At 55.7% G+C, this 16,930-nt stretch carries 18 protein-coding genes, 1 tRNA gene and 3 pseudogenes; 13 read left to right on the top strand and 9 right to left on the bottom strand.

What is annotated here, in order from left to right; translation table 11 throughout:
* The 7 genes from ACIO0C_RS30700 to ACIO0C_RS30730 all read left to right on the top strand — a co-directional run.
* Positions 1 to 148: 50S ribosomal protein L35 (locus ACIO0C_RS30700; protein WP_401318230.1), on the top strand; the 148-nt coding region annotated here is incomplete at its 5' end.
* A 28-nt stretch (positions 149 to 176) separates the two neighbouring features.
* Positions 177 to 533, top strand: a complete 357-nt coding sequence (gene rplT, locus ACIO0C_RS30705; protein ID WP_007905879.1) for a 50S ribosomal protein L20 — start codon at positions 177 to 179, stop codon at positions 531 to 533.
* 109 nt (positions 534 to 642) lie between these two features.
* The gene (pheS, locus tag ACIO0C_RS30710; protein ID WP_007905876.1) at positions 643 to 1,659 is read left to right on the top strand and encodes a phenylalanine--tRNA ligase subunit alpha; all 1,017 of its coding nucleotides are present in this window, start codon (positions 643 to 645) and stop codon (positions 1,657 to 1,659) included.
* A 26-nt stretch (positions 1,660 to 1,685) separates the two neighbouring features.
* Positions 1,686 to 4,067, top strand: coding sequence for a phenylalanine--tRNA ligase subunit beta (pheT, locus tag ACIO0C_RS30715; RefSeq protein ID WP_401318201.1), 2,382 nt, complete (start codon positions 1,686 to 1,688; stop codon positions 4,065 to 4,067).
* Between the two features lie 3 nt (positions 4,068 to 4,070).
* Positions 4,071 to 4,373 carry an integration host factor subunit alpha gene (gene ihfA / locus ACIO0C_RS30720; RefSeq protein ID WP_401318203.1) on the top strand — a complete coding sequence of 101 codons (303 nt, stop codon included), beginning with the start codon at positions 4,071 to 4,073 and terminating at the stop codon, positions 4,371 to 4,373.
* Positions 4,354 to 4,710, top strand: coding sequence for a MerR family transcriptional regulator (locus ACIO0C_RS30725; protein ID WP_003179985.1), 357 nt, complete (start codon positions 4,354 to 4,356; stop codon positions 4,708 to 4,710). Before ihfA ends, ACIO0C_RS30725 begins: the two co-directional genes overlap by 20 nt.
* Before the next feature lie 89 nt (positions 4,711 to 4,799).
* Positions 4,800 to 4,876, top strand: a tRNA-Pro gene (locus ACIO0C_RS30730).
* Between the two features lie 89 nt (positions 4,877 to 4,965).
* Here the strand turns inward: ACIO0C_RS30730 and ACIO0C_RS30735 are convergent.
* From ACIO0C_RS30735 to ACIO0C_RS30745, 3 genes and pseudogenes are all read right to left on the bottom strand, one after another.
* A pseudogene (locus ACIO0C_RS30735) lies at positions 4,966 to 6,075 on the bottom strand (phage integrase Arm DNA-binding domain-containing protein); the annotation flags it as partial.
* Positions 6,076 to 6,288: a hypothetical protein gene (locus ACIO0C_RS30740; protein ID WP_401318205.1), complete on the bottom strand. Its 213-nt coding sequence runs from the start codon at positions 6,286 to 6,288 to the stop codon at positions 6,076 to 6,078.
* A gap of 45 nt (positions 6,289 to 6,333) precedes the next feature.
* On the bottom strand, positions 6,334 to 6,768 hold the full coding sequence (locus ACIO0C_RS30745) for a hypothetical protein (protein ID WP_401318207.1): 435 nt from the start codon (positions 6,766 to 6,768) through the stop codon (positions 6,334 to 6,336).
* Between the two features lie 73 nt (positions 6,769 to 6,841).
* Here ACIO0C_RS30745 and ACIO0C_RS30750 point away from each other — a divergent pair, with 73 nt between their 5' ends.
* Positions 6,842 to 6,985, top strand: a complete 144-nt coding sequence (locus ACIO0C_RS30750) for a hypothetical protein (protein WP_401318210.1) — start codon at positions 6,842 to 6,844, stop codon at positions 6,983 to 6,985.
* 54 nt (positions 6,986 to 7,039) lie between these two features.
* On the opposite strand, the gene ACIO0C_RS30755 is transcribed toward ACIO0C_RS30750, so the two are convergent.
* Positions 7,040 to 7,780 carry a hypothetical protein gene (locus tag ACIO0C_RS30755; RefSeq protein ID WP_401318211.1) on the bottom strand — a complete coding sequence of 247 codons (741 nt, stop codon included), beginning with the start codon at positions 7,778 to 7,780 and terminating at the stop codon, positions 7,040 to 7,042.
* 454 nt (positions 7,781 to 8,234) lie between these two features.
* On the opposite strand from ACIO0C_RS30755, the gene ACIO0C_RS30760 reads away from it, so the two are divergent.
* Positions 8,235 to 8,888 (top strand): hypothetical protein, encoded by a 654-nt coding sequence (locus tag ACIO0C_RS30760; protein ID WP_401318213.1) that lies wholly within the window; start codon positions 8,235 to 8,237, stop codon positions 8,886 to 8,888.
* A gap of 515 nt (positions 8,889 to 9,403) precedes the next feature.
* On the opposite strand, the gene ACIO0C_RS30765 is transcribed toward ACIO0C_RS30760, so the two are convergent.
* Positions 9,404 to 10,834: a DNA cytosine methyltransferase gene (locus ACIO0C_RS30765; RefSeq protein ID WP_401318232.1), complete on the bottom strand. Its 1,431-nt coding sequence runs from the start codon at positions 10,832 to 10,834 to the stop codon at positions 9,404 to 9,406.
* Positions 10,835 to 11,000: 166 nt separating this feature from the next.
* Between ACIO0C_RS30765 and ACIO0C_RS30770 the strand changes: the two are divergent.
* Positions 11,001 to 11,279: pseudogene (locus ACIO0C_RS30770) on the top strand (glycoside hydrolase family 19 protein); the annotation flags it as partial.
* Positions 11,280 to 11,305: 26 nt separating this feature from the next.
* Positions 11,306 to 11,482, top strand: a complete 177-nt coding sequence (locus ACIO0C_RS30775) for a hypothetical protein (protein WP_401318215.1) — start codon at positions 11,306 to 11,308, stop codon at positions 11,480 to 11,482.
* A gap of 2 nt (positions 11,483 to 11,484) precedes the next feature.
* Here ACIO0C_RS30775 and ACIO0C_RS30780 read toward each other — a convergent pair whose 3' ends face one another.
* From ACIO0C_RS30780 to ACIO0C_RS30795, 4 genes and pseudogenes are all read right to left on the bottom strand, one after another.
* The gene (locus ACIO0C_RS30780; RefSeq protein WP_401318218.1) at positions 11,485 to 12,330 is read right to left on the bottom strand and encodes a lipopolysaccharide kinase InaA family protein; all 846 of its coding nucleotides are present in this window, start codon (positions 12,328 to 12,330) and stop codon (positions 11,485 to 11,487) included.
* Positions 12,331 to 12,754: 424 nt separating this feature from the next.
* Complete coding sequence (locus ACIO0C_RS30785) at positions 12,755 to 13,171, bottom strand: YceK/YidQ family lipoprotein (protein WP_401318220.1); 417 nt, start codon at positions 13,169 to 13,171, stop codon at positions 12,755 to 12,757.
* Between the two features lie 181 nt (positions 13,172 to 13,352).
* A complete protein-coding gene (locus tag ACIO0C_RS30790; protein WP_401318222.1) occupies positions 13,353 to 13,562 on the bottom strand; it encodes a hypothetical protein in 210 nt (69 codons plus the stop codon).
* A gap of 649 nt (positions 13,563 to 14,211) precedes the next feature.
* Positions 14,212 to 14,517: pseudogene (locus tag ACIO0C_RS30795) on the bottom strand (site-specific integrase); the annotation flags it as partial.
* A 787-nt stretch (positions 14,518 to 15,304) separates the two neighbouring features.
* Here ACIO0C_RS30795 and ACIO0C_RS30800 point away from each other — a divergent pair.
* Both ACIO0C_RS30800 and ACIO0C_RS30805 read left to right on the top strand, forming a co-directional pair.
* A complete protein-coding gene (locus ACIO0C_RS30800; protein WP_401318225.1) occupies positions 15,305 to 15,655 on the top strand; it encodes an ArsR/SmtB family transcription factor in 351 nt (116 codons plus the stop codon).
* A 36-nt stretch (positions 15,656 to 15,691) separates the two neighbouring features.
* Positions 15,692 to 16,750 carry a flavin-containing monooxygenase gene (locus ACIO0C_RS30805; RefSeq protein ID WP_401318228.1) on the top strand — a complete coding sequence of 353 codons (1,059 nt, stop codon included), beginning with the start codon at positions 15,692 to 15,694 and terminating at the stop codon, positions 16,748 to 16,750.
* Positions 16,751 to 16,930 lie beyond the last annotated feature (180 nt).

Below are 16,930 nucleotides of genomic sequence, written 5' to 3' on the forward strand. Positions count from 1 at the left end.
CAATGACGCCACGCTTTACACGAGCCATGAGTTACTTCCTCTATTCCTGACCAAAATGTCGACCAAGCGTAAGCGTCAACTGCGCGGTAGCAGCTTGCTGCATCCGTCTGACGTGGCAAAAGTCGAGCGCATGCTGCGCCTTCGTTAATTTTAGTCAAGAATAGAGGAAGTAACTCATGGCTCGTGTAAAGCGTGGCGTCATTGCCCGTAAGCGTCACAAAAAAATTCTGAAACTTGCTAAAGGCTACTACGGCGCACGCTCCCGCGTATTCCGTGTTGCCAAGCAAGCGGTAATCAAGGCAGGCCAATACGCCTACCGTGACCGTCGTCAGAAAAAACGTCAGTTCCGCGCTCTGTGGATCGCTCGTATCAACGCTGGTGCTCGTATCAACGGTCTGTCCTACAGCCGTTTCATCGCCGGCCTGAAAAAAGCGTCCATCGAGATCGACCGTAAGGTTCTGGCTGATCTGGCAGTGAACGAAAAAGCGGCGTTTGCTGCGATTGTCGAGAAAGCTAAAGCCACCTTGGCTTAAGTACCCCCGACAGTCACCCGGCCTCACCTCTGTGGGGCCAGGTGTTAAACGTCATAAATAGGGGAAGAGCCTTCAAGCTCTTCCCCTATTTTGTATCTGGAGTCTGTACATGGAAAACCTGGATGCGCTCGTCTCTCAAGCACTAGAGGCTGTGCAAAGCGCTGAAGATATCAATGCCCTGGAGCAAATCCGGGTTCACTACCTTGGCAAGAAGGGCGAGTTGACTCAGGTGATGAAGACCCTGGGGAATTTGCCGGCAGAAGAGCGTCCGCAAGTTGGCGCCCTGATCAACGTTGCCAAGGAGCGTGTCACAGAGGTTCTCAATGCCCGCAAGGCACTGTTTGAAGAGGCCGACCTGGCCGCCAAACTGTCTGCCGAGTCCATTGACGTGACCCTGCCTGGCCGTGGCCAGACCTCGGGTGGTCTGCATCCGGTTACTCGCACTCTGGAACGTATCGAACAGTTCTTCACCCACATCGGCTACGGCATTGCCGAGGGCCCTGAGGTCGAAGACGACTATCACAACTTCGAAGCGCTCAACATCCCAGGCCATCACCCGGCCCGGTCGATGCATGACACCTTCTATTTCAACGCCAACATGTTGTTGCGCACCCATACCTCGCCGGTACAGGTCCGCACCATGGAGTCGAAACAACCGCCGATCCGCATCGTCTGCCCAGGCCGTGTGTACCGTAGCGACTCGGATATCACCCACTCGCCGATGTTCCACCAGGTCGAGGGCCTGCTGGTCGATCGCGACATCAATTTCGCCGACCTCAAGGGCACCATCGAAGAATTCCTGCGGGTGTTCTTCGAGAAGGAACTGGCCGTGCGTTTCCGTCCTTCCTACTTCCCGTTCACCGAGCCATCGGCCGAAGTCGACATGGAATGCGTGATGTGCAGCGGTAAAGGCTGCCGCGTCTGCAAGCAGACCGGCTGGCTGGAAGTGATGGGCTGCGGCATGGTTCATCCGAACGTGCTGCGCATGTCCGGGATCGACCCGGAAGAGTTTTCGGGCTTCGCCTTCGGCATGGGCGTCGAGCGTCTGGCCATGCTGCGTTACGGCGTGAACGACTTGCGTCTGTTCTTCGACAACGACTTGCGGTTCCTCGCGCAATTTCGCTAGTCGTAACGAATTCTTAGGAGAGCAGGATGAAATTCAGTGAACAATGGCTGCGTGGCTGGGTAAGCCCGCAGGTAAGTCGCGACGAGCTGGTTGCCCGTCTGTCGATGGCCGGTCTTGAGGTCGATAGCGTAACGCCGGCCGCCGGCGAATTCACCGGCGTGATCGTCGGCGAGGTGCTGAGCACCGAGCAGCACCCGGACGCCGACAAGCTGCGCGTTTGCCAGGTCAGCAATGGCTCGGAGACCTTCCAGGTGGTTTGTGGCGCACCAAACGTGCGCCCGGGCCTGAAGATCCCGTTCGCCACCCTCGGTGCCGAACTGCCGGGCGACTTCAAGATCAAGAAAGCCAAGCTGCGTGGCGTCGAGTCCAACGGCATGCTGTGCTCGCAAGCCGAGCTGCAAGTGGGCGAAGGCAACGATGGCCTGATGGAATTGCCGGCTGATGCGCCGGTAGGCCTGGACATTCGTGAATACCTGAACCTGGACGACGCCAGCATCGAAGTCGACCTGACGCCGAATCGTGGTGACTGCCTGTCCCTGGCCGGCCTGGCCCGTGAAGTTGGCGCGCTGTATGCCGCACCGGTCACTCGTCCAGTGATTGCTGCCGTTCCCGCCGTGCACGATGAGGTGCGTTCGGTCGAAGTGCTGGCGCCTGCCGCCTGTCCGCGGTACCTGGGTCGCGTGATCCGTAACGTCGACCTGTCCAAACCTACACCGCTGTGGATGGTCGAGCGCCTGCGTCGCGCCGACGTGCGTAGCATCGATGCTGCCGTCGACATCACCAACTACGTGATGCTGGAGCTGGGTCAACCGCTGCACGCTTTCGATCTCGCCGAAATCAATGGCGGCATCCGCGTGCGCATGGCCGAAGAGGGCGAGAAGCTGGTGCTGCTCGACGGTCAGGAAGTCAGCCTGCGTAGCGATACGCTGGTGATCGCCGACCACACCCGTGCCCTGGCAATCGCCGGCGTCATGGGTGGCGAGCACAGCGGCGTCAACACCGCGACCACCCGCGATATCTTCCTGGAAAGCGCGTTCTTCGATCAGATCGCCGTCGCTGGCAAGGCCCGTTCCTATGGCCTGCACACCGACGCATCGCACCGCTACGAGCGCGGTGTGGACTGGCAACTGGCCCGTGAAGCCATGGAGCGCGCCACTGGCCTGCTGCTGGAAATCACCGGTGGCGAAGCCGGCCCGATCATCGAGACCGTCAGCGAACAGCACCTGCCGAAGATCGCCCCGGTCACCTTGCGTGCCCAGCGCATCACCCAGATGCTGGGCATGGAAATGGATTCGGCCGAAGTCGAGCGTCTGCTCAACGCCTTGGGCCTGACCGTTTCTGCCGATGGGGCAGGGCAGTGGCGCGTAGAAGTGCCAAGCCATCGCTTCGATATCAGCCTGGAAGTCGACCTGATCGAAGAGCTGGCTCGCCTGTACGGCTACAACCGCCTGCCGGTTCGTTACCCGCAAGCACGCCTGGCGCCGCAAGCCAAGGCAGAGGCCCGTAGCGAGCTGCCTGAACTGCGTCGCCTGCTGGTCGCCCGTGGTTACCAGGAAGCGATCACCTACAGCTTCATCGATCCGAAACAGTTCGAGCTGTTCAATCCAGGCGTCGAGCCGTTGTTGCTGGCCAACCCGATCTCGAACGACATGGCCGCCATGCGCTCGTCCCTGTGGCCAGGCCTGGTCAAGGCGCTTTCGCACAACCTGAACCGTCAGCAAGATCGCGTTCGTCTGTTCGAAAGCGGCCTGCGTTTCGTCGGTCAGCTAGAAGGCCTGAAACAAGAACCGATGCTGGCTGGTGTCGTCTGCGGCAGCCGTCTGCCGGAAGGCTGGGCGCAGGGTCGCGATACCGTCGACTTCTTCGACGTCAAGGCGGACGTGGAAGCGGTGCTGGGCTTTGCCGGTGCTCTGGATGCCTTCAGTTTCGTGCCGGGCAAACACCCCGCGTTGCACCCGGGTCAAACCGCGCGCATCGAGCGTGAAGGTCGTCTGGTCGGTTTCGTTGGCGCCATCCACCCAGAACTGTCGAAAACCCTGGGCCTGGATCGTCCAGTCTTCGTTTTCGAGCTGGTCCTGGCGGAAGTGGCCTCGGGTAAAATGCCTAAATTCCATGAGTTGTCGCGCTTTCCTGAAGTGCGTCGTGACCTTGCACTGATTGCGCACAAAGACGTTGCCGCCTCGGCGGTACTGGACGTAATCCGTGAAAATGCAGGCGAATGGCTGACAGACCTCAGGCTATTTGACGTGTATCAGGGTAAAGGCATTGATCCTGATAGAAAAAGCCTTGCAGTTGGCTTGACCTGGCAGCATCCATCGCGCACTCTTAATGACGATGAGGTGAATTCCACGACGCAAAACATCCTCACCTCGCTCGAACAAAGGTTGGACGCCACGTTAAGGAAGTGACGTATGGGGGCTTTGACGAAAGCTGAGATGGCGGAACGTCTGTATGAAGAACTGGGCCTGAACAAGCGGGAAGCCAAGGAATTGGTCGAACTGTTTTTCGAGGAAATCAGGCACGCTCTTGAAGACAACGAGCAGGTCAAATTGTCCGGTTTCGGCAATTTCGACCTCCGGGACAAACGCCAGCGGCCTGGCCGCAACCCGAAAACGGGTGATTTTATCCCGATCACGGCTCGCCGTGTGGTCACCTTTCGTCCAGGGCAGAAGTTGAAGGCCCGAGTTGAGGCTTATGCTGGAACCAAGTCATAACGACGAGCTTCCCGTCATACCAGGCAAACGCTACTTCACCATTGGTGAAGTCAGCGAGCTGTGTGCGGTAAAACCACACGTGCTGCGCTACTGGGAGCAGGAGTTTCCTCAACTCAACCCCGTCAAACGCCGCGGAAACCGCCGGTATTATCAGCGCCAGGACGTGCTGATGATCCGGCAGATCCGCGCGCTGCTGTACGATCAGGGTTTCACCATCGGCGGCGCACGCCTGCGCCTGTCCGGCGATGAAGCCAAAGACGACACCACCCAGTACAAGCAGATGATCCGGCAGATGATTGCCGAGCTCGAAGATGTGCTGGTTGTGCTCAAGAAATAAATTCCTGCATTTAAATACTTCCAGTTTTCAAAAGCTTGCGATATATTCTTGAGCGTCCCTCGAGATGAGGAACAAGTAACACGCCTAGTCGGGGCGTAGCGCAGTCCGGTAGCGCACTAGCATGGGGTGCTAGGGGTCGAGTGTTCGAATCACTCCGTCCCGACCATTATTCCTGAGTAAAATCAGACACTTAAGCCGATCAGCTAGATCGGCTTTTTTGTGTCTGCGCAAAACCCGCGCAAAACTGGCGCAAAACTACCCTGTAATTTCGCTGATATTCAGGTCCGGAATTACCTCGGACCAGATGACTTCCTCGTGGTCGCGCTGGTAGTTTTTGGTCATGCCCTCGCTCGCATGGCCTGCAATTTTCTGCCCGTCCTTTCCGGCTTTCTTGTATAGGTGCAGCGACAGCGCCCGCACTTCGTGGAAGCCCGGCATCTCTTCCTCTTTCCACCCCTTGTAGCATTCCGCTGCCTCCCTTGCTTCCTTGAACGCTCGCGTCAAATACCGTTCCTCAACCTTCGTCCAGTGGTCCTTGGTCTGCGCTTGTTTCTGTTTCAGGCGATCGGGCTTCCGGTGTACCAGATAAGGTGACGCGGTGTCGTCACGGCAGCGGCTGATCACTGCTTGCAACTCGGGAGTCACTCGAAAGCGGATCCAAGCTGCATCACTGGCCTTCGCCGTCTTCTTCTGGACCAGGTAGAGAAACCCTTCGCGTACGCCATCAAAGCGCATGTCGAGGATGTCGGTGCGGCGCTGGGCGGTAATCACGGCCAGTTCAATCGCGTTCTGAAGCCAGGCTGGCGCTTTCTCCCTGATGGCTTTCAAGCCCTCCACGGTGTGGCGCTTGCGCTGTTTCTTCTCGATGCGATTGATGGTGCTGGCGGCCGGGTTGTCCGGGCACAGGCCCTTGGCTGCCGCATGGTTGAATATGTCGATCAGCAGAGCCCGGCACTGGTTGGCCGTGCGCGGGGTGAGGGCGTCCAGCATTTCCGCGATCATACGGATTGTGATCTGATCTACGGCCTTGCCCTCGAAATGCTTGCGAAAGCGTCGGAAGTGCACGGCGTACAAACCCAAAGTGCCCTTGGCCAACTCACGAGGTGGCAGGACGTCGCGCTCGTATGTGTCGAGGAAGCCGGCGAACGTTTCTGACGCGCTGTTCAGCACTGCGCCGACCAGGTCAGCGCCACGCATGAATTCCAAGTTCAACTGCTTCGCCGCGTCGATCGCTTTGATGCGGTCGGTCCCGAACTGGAACCACTTCCCGTCGGTAGGCCGGCGGTAGCGATAGGTCGAGCGCCGCGCATCGAAGTAAAGGTTCTGCGGGAGGTTCTTGTTCGCAGTATTGCGCGGCCGAGGGACTCATGCTGCTCCTTTCAATACCATCGCCACGAGGTCATTGCCGTTCGACCGGTTGAACGCGGTCCAGTCAACGTACCAGAGTTTCCCGATCTGCTCGCCGGGCACAATGCCGTTGCGGATATGGTTGCGAATTGCCTGGGGGCATTGCGGGGTTCCGTTTTCGCCCCAGCGCCGGCGCTGAAACTCACTGATCTTGATCAGTTCTTTTTTCATTGAGTGCTCCATGCCGCGCGTGGCGGCAGAAGGTGGTGATGGGTGTTATTCGTCGTCATCCAGATCGAGTTCGTCATCGCCGTCGTGGCTGACGCTGATCGGGAGTTTGCCCAGTCGTTCGAGGGCAAGTACGAGTCCGATGCGCAAACCCTTCGCCATGTCTTTCGTGAGAACAATCTCGACAGGGTTATCAATGCCGAGCTGCAGCGTCACGCCTTCCTTTGCGTTGTCGCTGACCAGCTGCAACTGGTCGGCCTGTCGCTTGTGCCATGCAAGCAACGACTCGATTATCTCGCCGACGTCCTGCGGGGCGTTCACCGATCCCTCGAGCGCGCCGGTGACCATCTTTTGCAGTGCCGCCTTTTCCTCTTCGGCGCGCTCGAGCTGATCCTCAGCGGCGAACGGTCCGCCGACCATTGACCAACTGCTGGCGAACACTTGGGCTTGTTCCATGATGGCTTTAACAGTTTTCTCAGACATGCGAATTCCTCGCCCGCCGTTCACGGGCAGACTTTGTGGTTTAATGAGATTTGTTCTTAAAGGAGTTGTTGCTATGGAAAAGGCGTTTCGAAATCCGTTGTTCTTGACCGGGTTGCCGCTAGCGATCTGTGGTGTTGCGATCACTGCACCTGGTCTTTGGATTCCAGGGCTGGTGCTGATGGTCGCCGGTTGGGCAAAGGGAAATAAGCGAGCCTGACTTATTCACCGCGGCCCTTGTAGCAGTACACGTAGGCGAACCAGGCGAGGGCGATCATGACTTCCTGCTCCGGCTCACATCTTCAACGGTGACGATGTGCGGAGCGATGTCCTTGATCGTGAAGAATTCAGGCTGGCAGTGTTTGCGCGCCCACGCCTTGAGCGGCCGCATGGCGCGTTCCAATTCCAGCTTTGCGTCAGAATCCAGTGTTGGGTAGTTGTCGGCCCATTCACCAGCGTCGCTGTCATAGGCCCGCTCGCTCATGTGCTCAAGCAAATCGTCTTGGTCAGGCAAGAAGGTTGCAGGGTCGTCCTTGCACTCAGTGTCGCGATATACCGTGCCGCCCTCGTACAGGCCGGCCCTGTAACTTGCCGTGTGCCCGTCACCATCGCTGTCGTGGCCGTAGTTGTCCTTCAGAAGATCTTCAAGGCTGTCATAATCCCAAGACCCGTTGTCGCCTGTGAGCGACCACTTCTCACCGGTTTTTGGTGCCTCATATTCCGGTATCGAATTCGCCGCAGCGATCGGCAGTGCCAACCTGAACTGCTTGAGGTAGTCGCCCGGCGTTGAGCCCCAGCGATTGACCAGGCACTCATCATCGATCGGCGCGCCTTCGTCATCTGGTTCGTCCGATGGTTCACCGGGCACCATGAAGAACTCGCGTTCCACATCGTGCAGCAGATCGGCGAAACGCTTCGTGTTTTCGATGTTGACCAGTAGGGTCGACAGTACATGGTTGGAACTGAGACCGAACACGTTATAGATGCTGGCCAACTCGGGCTTATGCTTGGGCATGACTTCGTCCTTGCCGCTATAGCGGCTGATCGAATGGGAGAGGGAGGCTATAGAAAAGCTACGAAGGGTTCTAAGGTTTCAGGGTATTTTCAGCGTGACATGGATCTTGCAGATGCCTAAAATGGTGGCACTTCGACAGTACTATCAATAGAGTTTTGGAATAATGATAAGCAGGATGCGTAATTTTATTAACCGAATTAAAATAGCGAGCTCTATTCAATTTTAAACGGCGAAGATTGGCCACGTGTCACTAGGGAAGAATCTCGTCAATTACGATTTGGAAAAGCAGACAAAAGAGGCGAAGACGGTTCGCATTCTGGCATGGAATGAGAGCGTTTCTGGATATCTTTAAGTCTGATGATGCAAGCGTTTTTGATTTTCTTTTACAGGATTTTTCAGAGGGAAATCCAATAATAGAAAGTCAACGAAGTGTTGGAGAAACTAGGAACTGATGGTGAGCAAAATTAGGTTTGATGTTGAGGCTGTATTCTGCATCTCTCTCGAGGCTAGAGTGGATAGGCGAGAAATTTTTAATAATACAGTAGGTTCGCTGATTGCAAATCCCATCAGTTTTCATATAGCCCGCAAGAATGAAGATCCTGTCAAAGGATGCTTTGAATCGCACCAGGCTATTGCGCGGGCTGCCTTAAAAAACGGCCTTAATAGCGTGTTGATTTTTGAAGATGATGTGAAGCCATATGAGTTTAGCCGCACACCTGTTCGTTGGATTAATCGGTTCATTCGAAAAAATCAGTTTCAGGCTCTGCATCTGGGCTACAGCATGGGTAAAACTTGGTTGACGTGGTTTCCCTTTATAGCCCGCGGAAGAGTCGTAGCGCTTCACGCCTATATTCTCTCTCGGCAAGGTTGTCAGGTATTAGCCGACATTTCTTACGATGGCACACCGGTAGATGTCGTGTTCAAGAAGAAAATTAAGCAGCACTGCGTATTTCCAATGCTCTTCCGTCAGCATGCGGCTTCTGAAACCAGCAGCGATATAGAAGCGGTGGTAAAAAATGAGGATGACTGGTGGCAGAAGAATTGGGAAAAGCATCGTATTTCGCCAATTAAAAATTTTTGGCGAACCCTGTTTCGACTGAATTTCTAGCCCCATATTATCCTAGTCTGGGTTGTTTCGGGTGTGCCACTCGACCGCCTCGGGCCGGTAATTAGCGGCCCAGATTTCGTCAATATCAGCATTGCGGGCACCGGTAGCGCATCCGCCGAGACCGGCGAACTAATCGATTGCTGTGGGCATGGGGCGTCCTATGCCGGGGCATACCCGGGCGGTGAAGGGTGGGAATGGATCAGCTACAGTTGATATGTCATCCACAAGGAGTCAGGTATGAGCATTACTGTCTGTGTTGTATGTCGCGAGAGTGCCGAGAAAACCTTTCCGGTAGGCAGTTTTGATGAGTTTAAATGTCCGAACTGCGGCTACTACTCAGTTCAATCGGCAGTTGATTGAGGAAATGGCGGCAGCAAAGCAAATCTTTTACACTGAGCGTACCCAGCAATACTTGAAGAACCAGCTTCGGTCAGACCAGGTGCCAGCGATAACGCGTATCGAGGCTACGAAGCATGAGTTGATTTCGGGGAACTTGCGCAATAGGTGAGGTTGAGTTACGCAGCCAGTCGCTGATACAGCTCAATGATGTCGGCGGCGTTGGCTGCGACCAGCGCCTCAGCCTCATCCGGGCAGATACTGTTGCCGATCAACCGGACCTGGTCCGTCTTGTTGATATCGCGCCATTCTTCGGCGCCGGTAACCGGGTCGACGAACAGCCCGCGATCGATGATGTAATCCTTGTCGAACCCCTGGGCGGCTTTCAGCTCTGGCGGCTGCAGCATGCGCAGGGTGATATCCACCAGCACATAGCCGCCGACCATGACCAGGTCCGCCGGATCTTTGAAGTGTTCCGGCAGATGTTCATGCATGAAGGCTGCGCAGCGGCGTGCACCTTCCAGCTGCTCAGGGGTCAGGGTGTCCGGTACCTGCACGACCTCAACCAGCGCGACTCGATCTTTCGTCGGCAGGGTGTGCATCGGCTCGGTGAGCGAGATGCCGTCCTTCTCGTTGCCGTAGTACTTCACCAGATAGGCGTTCACCAGTCGCTGGTTGGCACCTGATTGGCAGATGGTAGAGATTGGGTCGTAGGCCGAACGGCCGTCGCCTTTGTAATACCCGCCATTCGCCTGTTCAAAGAAAGCAGCAACGACACCGTGGCGGGCGGCGCCGGCTAGCACGGTCTGTGTTGGTTCGTCCGGCGAGCTGCCGACGGCGTTTTGCCCGAAGGCGGTCATGTGCGCGGCAACCATCGCGAAGTGGCCGCCTTTGACTTGGGCGACCTGCGTGCGCAGCAGCTCTTGCGCGTCGAAGTTCCGTTGAGATGAGCCATTGGTGCACTCGGTGAGGAACGGCGCCGCTACCGGCTGCACCAATGCGTGATGCGTGATGCGTGATGCGTGATGCGTGCCGCCGGCGCTGATGGTTGATAACGCCTCGTCGACACCGTGGGTGCTGGTGTGTGCCTCCGATGTTCCGCGCATCGGCACAATGAAGGGCTTCGCGCTGGTCAGCACATGTCGCCAGCAGCCCTTGGCCACGCGGCGCATGGTGTTCAAGGCCATCGGCTTCTCACGGAAGATCGTGCGGCCGAGGTTGCTCCAGTCGATGCACTCAGCAGCGGTGCGCCATGGCTGCTGCTTCGCCGTCGGCAATTTATGGCGCTTCGGTGCCGGCCAGACAATCGGCTTTCCGTCGCTGCGCGCCACCAGGTACAGGCGCTTGCGGATGGTCGGCGTGCCGGCGTTGGCCGCGACGCGCTCGCGCCATTCGACGTTGTAGTCGAGCCCGCGCACCAGGCTTTCCGCCGGCACATATTCGCCGATCGATTGCAGGATCTCTGGCATGTCCGGGTGATCGGCGGCAAGACCGGTGCTGAGCGCGGCGATGAATGCCTTGAAGGTCCTGCCACGCTCGGCCTTGATTGGCTGGCCGTCTTCGTCGATCGGGCCCCAGTCGCAGAACTCTTCGACGTTCTCCAGGAACATCAGGCGCGGCCGGGTGGCGTGCGCCCAGCGAACCACCACCCAGGCGAGCCCGCGAACCCCGCGGTCACGCGGCGCGCCGCCCTTGGCTTTGCTGTGATGCCGGCAATCCGGCGAGGCCCAGAGAATGCCAACCGGCTGTGGGCGTCGTCCATGGTGAAGTACACCGATTCAGGTCACCGGCTGGGGCAATTATCAGGCATGCGGCTCAGCCCTGAGCCTGGACTTGCTGACAAAGCCTGAACTGCTCGAGCAGCCGGCATATGCGGCACTGTCTGCCGCCTGGTTCTGGTCGAGCAACGGCCTGAATGAATTGGCGGACGCTGGCCAGTTCGAGGCAATCACTCGACGCATCAATGGCGGGATCAATGGGCAGCCAGAGCGACTGAAGTTGTGGGCTAAAGCATCGGCGGTGCTGTCGGCCGGTGCGCATGCCGATATCCTGTAGCCGATCGCTCAAACAAAGGTGGTGGAATGGAAGGTGTAGAGCTGAGCCCAAAAATCGAGCGTGAAGCCGACAAGCTTCTTGCTCAGATCGCCCGGGCGGATTCAATGATTGTTGCGGCGAAAGCGGGCGCACGCTCTGAGGGGTTTTTTCTTGGCTTGGAGTCGGCCCGCACGTTGAAAAACGCAACCGTTGAATGGACCTAGGCTCAATCTAAGTCCAAGATGCCGTTTAGAAAAATACGCCTGCGTTCTTTGCGACCGATTTTCGCGTGTTTGCCGGCTTGGAAAAACGTTTTGAATTTTTCTGGATTTACGTGTTCGTACTGATCTAACGCCGTTGTCACCAATTCATCGTATCGGGCTTCAGTGATAAATCGGTAAATTTCACGGTGGTAGAAAAAACCGAACTGGAAACCCAATGTTTCGCTCGAATATTGAGGGGCGCTGTGAAAACAGTTTTCTAAGTCGATCGCTTTCGCAGGCCGGTTGCCTTGTTCTTCGAACATTAAATTGGCGACCCAAAGGTCCATATGAGTGATGCGCCTCACATGGAGGGATCGCAGAGCCGCAAAGGATTTTTTGATCAGTGTTTCTACCCGCGCAGGGTTTCGCTCAAGCCATTGCAGGCCATCGATATGCTGATCGAGCAATCGAGTGATGATGAAAAACTCTTGAGTGATGCCCAAGCGAGACTTTTTATAGCCGTATCCAATAGTTGCAGGGACATCCGCACCGCGTTTTTTTGCCTCAATCGTGTTCAGCAGTTCTTCAACTGGCCAGTCAAACCTTCCATCACGCATAGGCTTACCTAGCGTTACTCGAATTTTGGCTTTGATGCTGTCAAGCGTCTGGATTTTAGCGAACAGAGATGATTCGCCTCCAACTACAGGGGTGCTGACTCTTCTAATTTTCGTAAGGCGTCGATTATCGATGAGCTCGAACAGTGCTTGGGATATGTTCGGAGAGGGGGCGTGATTCAGATGTAGCGTTGATTGCCCGTTCTGGATAGTACAGGGAAAATCACGTTGAAGCTGATCTGTGGTGACGGGCACTGCTAAGTCCATTTTTCATAATTTATTCATGAAAATTTTATACGGATATCACAAAAAATTCACATTTTTCTGCCGGCATATGGCCACTATTCTCAGTCGCTTTTTTTGAGAGCAGCAAAAAGTGGCGCAGGGGGGGGGGGGGCAGGGGCGACAGGACGCCTAGGGGGAGGGAAGCTTGCCCCCATCCCTTAATGCCTGGTGATCGTAGCGGCAAGACTATCAGCTGGCTTGGGTGGTTCACTAATGCGAAAGGTGGACTGTGTCGAGTCGACAGGACGCCGGAGGGGTCAATTCTTGGGAGCCTTCTGGCGATTTTTTACGCCTGGATATGCCAACCACCCAGCAGCAGCTGCAGATCCTCCCGAACGCCGGCAAAAAAGTCGGCGTTTTTGCGTGTGCAAGCCAGAGGCTCACCACGAGGGCGTCACTCGAAGCGTGCCTTCGGAATATCTCCGAGTTTGTTCTGCAGATAGATCGTGTATGGCAGCACGACCGTGTCGGACACGCCAGATAGGGCCAAATCGAAAAGTATTAACGACGCCGCAGGGTGGCCATCAAAGCCGACAGAATGACGGGGCTCTGCATCCAACGTGCAGTAATTCAGCGCGGCGCCACTATAAATTCGTGGAATTGAGTCGCAATGTGAGTGCCATCGGGCGAGCTTGTTGCTCGCGACCATGTCATCTCTGAAAACAGTGTTGATCGTCCCGCAACCTGTCAACAAGGTCGAAACTATTAGAATACTCCCGAATTTCATTTTTTGGCGTCCGTGCTCGAGCTGATCGTGATGTTTTGGGAAACACTGAGACATTCTGTCCGATCCCCGAAGGATTGACCACATCCTGCACCGAGCAGGCGAATTGATCCATGCCTCCTCACTGGCTCAATCTATAAAAAACTACGTGCCGGCCATTTGCTAGCTTTTTTCGCCAGGATGACTGCAACCGATAACAACCGCGACATTCTCGTCCGAACGCGATGGGGTGAGGCGCGCGGTTGCCGCGCTCTGCTTGTGTAGAAAATCACTCCGGTGTCATCAGCACCGCGAGTGTCAGCTTGATGGATTCCTCATTTTTATCGATGGTGTCCAAGGCGCCGCGGACGTTATCGGCGACGTTCGCCGCACCGTGCTGCTCGACCCAGTTCGAGAGCTCCAGGATGGCGGCTTCCAGGGCGAGCTGGTTTTCGTTGATCTTGAAGAGCAGGGAAGGAAGTAGATCAGAATTGGGCATCGTGAATTCTCCATAGAGATTTCAGCGTAGCACCGGAGGGAGGTTGTGTTCGGTCAGGGGATGCCGGATGACTTAGCTGTCTGAAACGGTATGCAATTATGGATGCACCATCAGGATGGTAACGGCGATCCAAGTCACTCCAGTGATGAACAGAACTGCCAAGACAAGCGGGTGATCAAGCATTTCGATCTCCATATCATCAGTCGACCTGCGGATTTCCTTTGCTCAGCGTAGCACCAGACAGAAAAAGCGAAGCCCCGAAGGTTCGCGACTTCGAGGCTTCTATTTCGCCACCATCCCTTAATGATTGGCGAACGTGGCGGCGAGATTACCAGCGATGTGCCAGCAATTCACTACTGCCATAGGGGGATTGTGTTCGGTCGGCAGGGCGCCGGGAGGTGCCAAAAAGGCGTGCGTGACTTTTGCGTGACTTTCTCACGCACTTGTAAGCTCTTATGGGCATTCGATTGCAGCGAGCGCCAGTAAAAACGGCCATTACAAAGGGGCTTGCATGAGTCCTGCGTGCATGGGGTGCTAGGGGTCGAGTGTTCGAATCACTCCGTCCCGACCATATTTTTCAATGATTTAGCCCAACTTTCGCGAGTTGGGCTTTTTCATGTGCGTGACTTTTGCGTGACTTCTCGATTTTTCACGCCTGCTTCCTCTTCAAGATTGTCAGGACCGGTCCACGCGAATCGGTTGCTGATACCATGTTCGCAGCTTCAATCAGGTGCCCGAGCTCTGCGCCCGAGTAGTGACTGGTGATGCTGCCGTTCTTGTGGCCCAGAAGCGCCTTCCGGTCTTCCTCGGTGACGCCTGCTGCGCGTAGCCGACGGCCAAACGTGTGTTTGAGGTCGTGGATCCTTATGGATGCATAACCTGGGTGAGCGGGGCGAAGGTTTTCCTCCTGCCAGAGTTTCGCCGCTCTCACCCGCGCCTTCTTCCAGTGTGAGTTCACGCCGTTTTTGGCCCTTTTTCGCGCTGCCTTTGGCACCAATCCTGTTTGATATTTCTCTTCCTTTCTCAGCTTTTTCGCATGTCAGATGGTCTTGCCTAACGCCTTGTTTCCGGGCAATTAGGGCGTTTTCCCTCACCCACTCCGCGACGCTAAACCCTGGAAGCTCAGTTCCGATTCTTCGTTCTTAAAGGTCACCATCCCAAATCAGCGAAACCGGCTGTACATCACGCGGGCCGTGCCTTTGAAGACAAACGGAAGCAGCGAAAGCCGGACTTCCGATTGTGCGCTAGGGAAACGGAATAGAGCGCGGGTAGGGCGCATCTATTCGAATTGATTGCTGACGGGCTGTGGGCCTTGTGAAGCCTCGTTGATTACAAAGCCCAGGGGGGCCGATTTGGAATCAAACCATCGCGTCCGAGAGCCTGCCTCATACCTCAAAAATCGACGTTTTTGGGCCCAAACCGCAGTGCCAAACAGACCGCAAATTCACCCGATTTCTTGCTGTTTTGGTGACAAATCATTTTGCAGGTAGTTGGCACCGATTGAGTGCCGCTGAACCCTCGAAAGATCCGTCGGCCGCGGCTTCTAGCGGTCAGCTCGGAATCTCTTGCAAGGTCCTGGTCGGTGCCAAATCCGCTGCTAACTCACACACCATATGGGGTTACACCCTAGATTGTTGGCTTTCTCGGGGAGTTAGTTACCTCCACGGCACAGTTTTAGCCCTAGGAGAGGTGCAATTGCAGAGTGTTGACGTGTGCATTGATATGCACATATAGTCAGTTGCATGACCAATCGAATCCTTAACCGATCCCGCGCAATTGACGCTGCAATCGAGTCTCTCGATGGCGCTTTCTTCAAGGCGCTTTGCGAGCCTTCGCGTGTAGCTGTGCTCAAGCGCGTGATGCAACTGGGGCGCGCCGACATCGGAGAGATTGCGGAAGCACTGCCCCAGGAACGCTCAGTTGTTTCCCGACATCTGCAAGTGCTGTTAGAGGCAGGTATCGTCCGCGGTACCAAGGTCAGCAGGCAGATGTTCTACGAGGTGGATGGTCCGGCAGTGGTGACACGCCTCGAAGCCATTCTTCAGCATATGAAAAGCCTCGCCCCATTCTGCTGCCCAAGTACGTCCGGCTAGTTTTTTTTGCTCTGTAGTGTGCATGAGTGTGCATATATGAATGTGATAAATGAAATCTTGGATGTCATTGTGATCGGTGCAGGCCAGGCAGGATTAGCTTGCGGTTGGCACTTACAGCAGCAAAACCTTAGGTTCCTGATTTTGGATGCTGAGCGGTCGCCGGGAGGGAATTGGCGCAATTACTACGACAGTCTGAAGCTTTTTTCTCCAGCTGCTTACTCGTCATTGCCAGGCATGCGCTTCCCGGCAGAACCTGATCATTACCCGCTTCGAGATGATGTCGTACGCTACCTGGAAGACTATGCAAAGGCATTCAGATTGCCAGTTCGTCCGTACACCCGCGTGCAGCATGTACGAAGAGAGCGCGGGCTGTTTCAGCTTCAAACGGACGATGGAGAAGTTTTCTGCTCCAAGGCGCTGGTCGTGTGTACGGGGGGATTCAATCAGCCGTTCATTCCAGATATTCAAGGGCTTCAGGGCTTTCTCGGGCGCAGTTTGCACAGTGCGGAATATCGAAATGCCGATGGTTTTGGTGATCAACGGGTGGTTGTGGTCGGTGCTGCAAACTCGGCTGTACAAATTGCGTATGAACTGGCCCATATGAGTAAAGTCGTGCTGGCAAGCAGGGAGCCAATTCGGTTTTTTCCGCAAAAGATACTGGGCCTGGATTTTCATGCGTGGCTGAAATGGTCGGGGCTGGAAAAGACCCGTTGGTTAAGCGACCAAAGTACGCCGGTGCTTGATGAGGGGATCTATCGTCGAGCCCTCAAGCAAAGGTTTTTCGAGCGTAAGCCGATGTTCGAGGCGATAACCCCAACCGGCGTGATCTGGGCTGATGGGCAGCACACTGAAGTCGATAGCCTGGTGTTTGCTACCGGATTTCGCCCGAATCTGGAATTTTTGAGCGGGTTGAAATGCCCAGGCAATGAATATTGGGCTCATCGTAACGGGCGGGCCGAGCACCTGCCTGGGCTGTATTTTGTCGGTCTGCCGAAGCAACGGAACTTTGCTTCAGCGACACTCAGAGGTGTCGGCCAGGATGCCTCTTACATCATGCCCAGCTTGATGCGATTTGTTCGCGATGTGCCTGTTTAGAAGTCAACTTGGCGGTTGACGTATCTCAACCGCAACAACATTTACTCGCTGCGTCGAGTCGTTGGAAGGCGCCAGCTGGCGATGATGCGGATTCTACGACACTTGGACACTCAGCCCACGATCATTTGGACACTCGTTCCATGCTCACTTGGACACCTGATCCACGTCCACTTGGACAGG

Origin of the sequence: Pseudomonas sp. NPDC087336 (assembly GCF_044744285.1) — a bacterium.
In the GTDB taxonomy this organism is placed as follows: Bacteria; Pseudomonadota; Gammaproteobacteria; order Pseudomonadales; family Pseudomonadaceae; genus Aquipseudomonas.

Bases quoted from the DNA above. Each gene is read 5' to 3' on its own strand.
- rplT (WP_007905879.1), top strand. From the start codon at position 177: ATGGCTCGTGTAAAGCGTGGCGTCATTGCCCGTAAGCGTCACAAAAAA.
- pheS (WP_007905876.1), top strand. From the start codon at position 643: ATGGAAAACCTGGATGCGCTCGTCTCTCAAGCACTAGAGGCTGTGCAA.
- pheT (WP_401318201.1), top strand. From the start codon at position 1,686: ATGAAATTCAGTGAACAATGGCTGCGTGGCTGGGTAAGCCCGCAGGTA.
- ihfA (WP_401318203.1), top strand. From the start codon at position 4,071: ATGGGGGCTTTGACGAAAGCTGAGATGGCGGAACGTCTGTATGAAGAA.
- ACIO0C_RS30725 (WP_003179985.1), top strand. From the start codon at position 4,354: ATGCTGGAACCAAGTCATAACGACGAGCTTCCCGTCATACCAGGCAAA.
- ACIO0C_RS30740 (WP_401318205.1), bottom strand. From the start codon at position 6,288: ATGAAAAAAGAACTGATCAAGATCAGTGAGTTTCAGCGCCGGCGCTGG.
- ACIO0C_RS30745 (WP_401318207.1), bottom strand. From the start codon at position 6,768: ATGTCTGAGAAAACTGTTAAAGCCATCATGGAACAAGCCCAAGTGTTC.
- ACIO0C_RS30750 (WP_401318210.1), top strand. From the start codon at position 6,842: ATGGAAAAGGCGTTTCGAAATCCGTTGTTCTTGACCGGGTTGCCGCTA.
- ACIO0C_RS30755 (WP_401318211.1), bottom strand. From the start codon at position 7,780: ATGCCCAAGCATAAGCCCGAGTTGGCCAGCATCTATAACGTGTTCGGT.
- ACIO0C_RS30765 (WP_401318232.1), bottom strand. From the start codon at position 10,834: ATGTTCCTGGAGAACGTCGAAGAGTTCTGCGACTGGGGCCCGATCGAC.
- ACIO0C_RS30775 (WP_401318215.1), top strand. From the start codon at position 11,306: ATGGAAGGTGTAGAGCTGAGCCCAAAAATCGAGCGTGAAGCCGACAAG.
- ACIO0C_RS30785 (WP_401318220.1), bottom strand. From the start codon at position 13,171: ATGTGGTCAATCCTTCGGGGATCGGACAGAATGTCTCAGTGTTTCCCA.
- ACIO0C_RS30790 (WP_401318222.1), bottom strand. From the start codon at position 13,562: ATGCCCAATTCTGATCTACTTCCTTCCCTGCTCTTCAAGATCAACGAA.
- ACIO0C_RS30800 (WP_401318225.1), top strand. From the start codon at position 15,305: ATGACCAATCGAATCCTTAACCGATCCCGCGCAATTGACGCTGCAATC.
- ACIO0C_RS30805 (WP_401318228.1), top strand. From the start codon at position 15,692: ATGAATGTGATAAATGAAATCTTGGATGTCATTGTGATCGGTGCAGGC.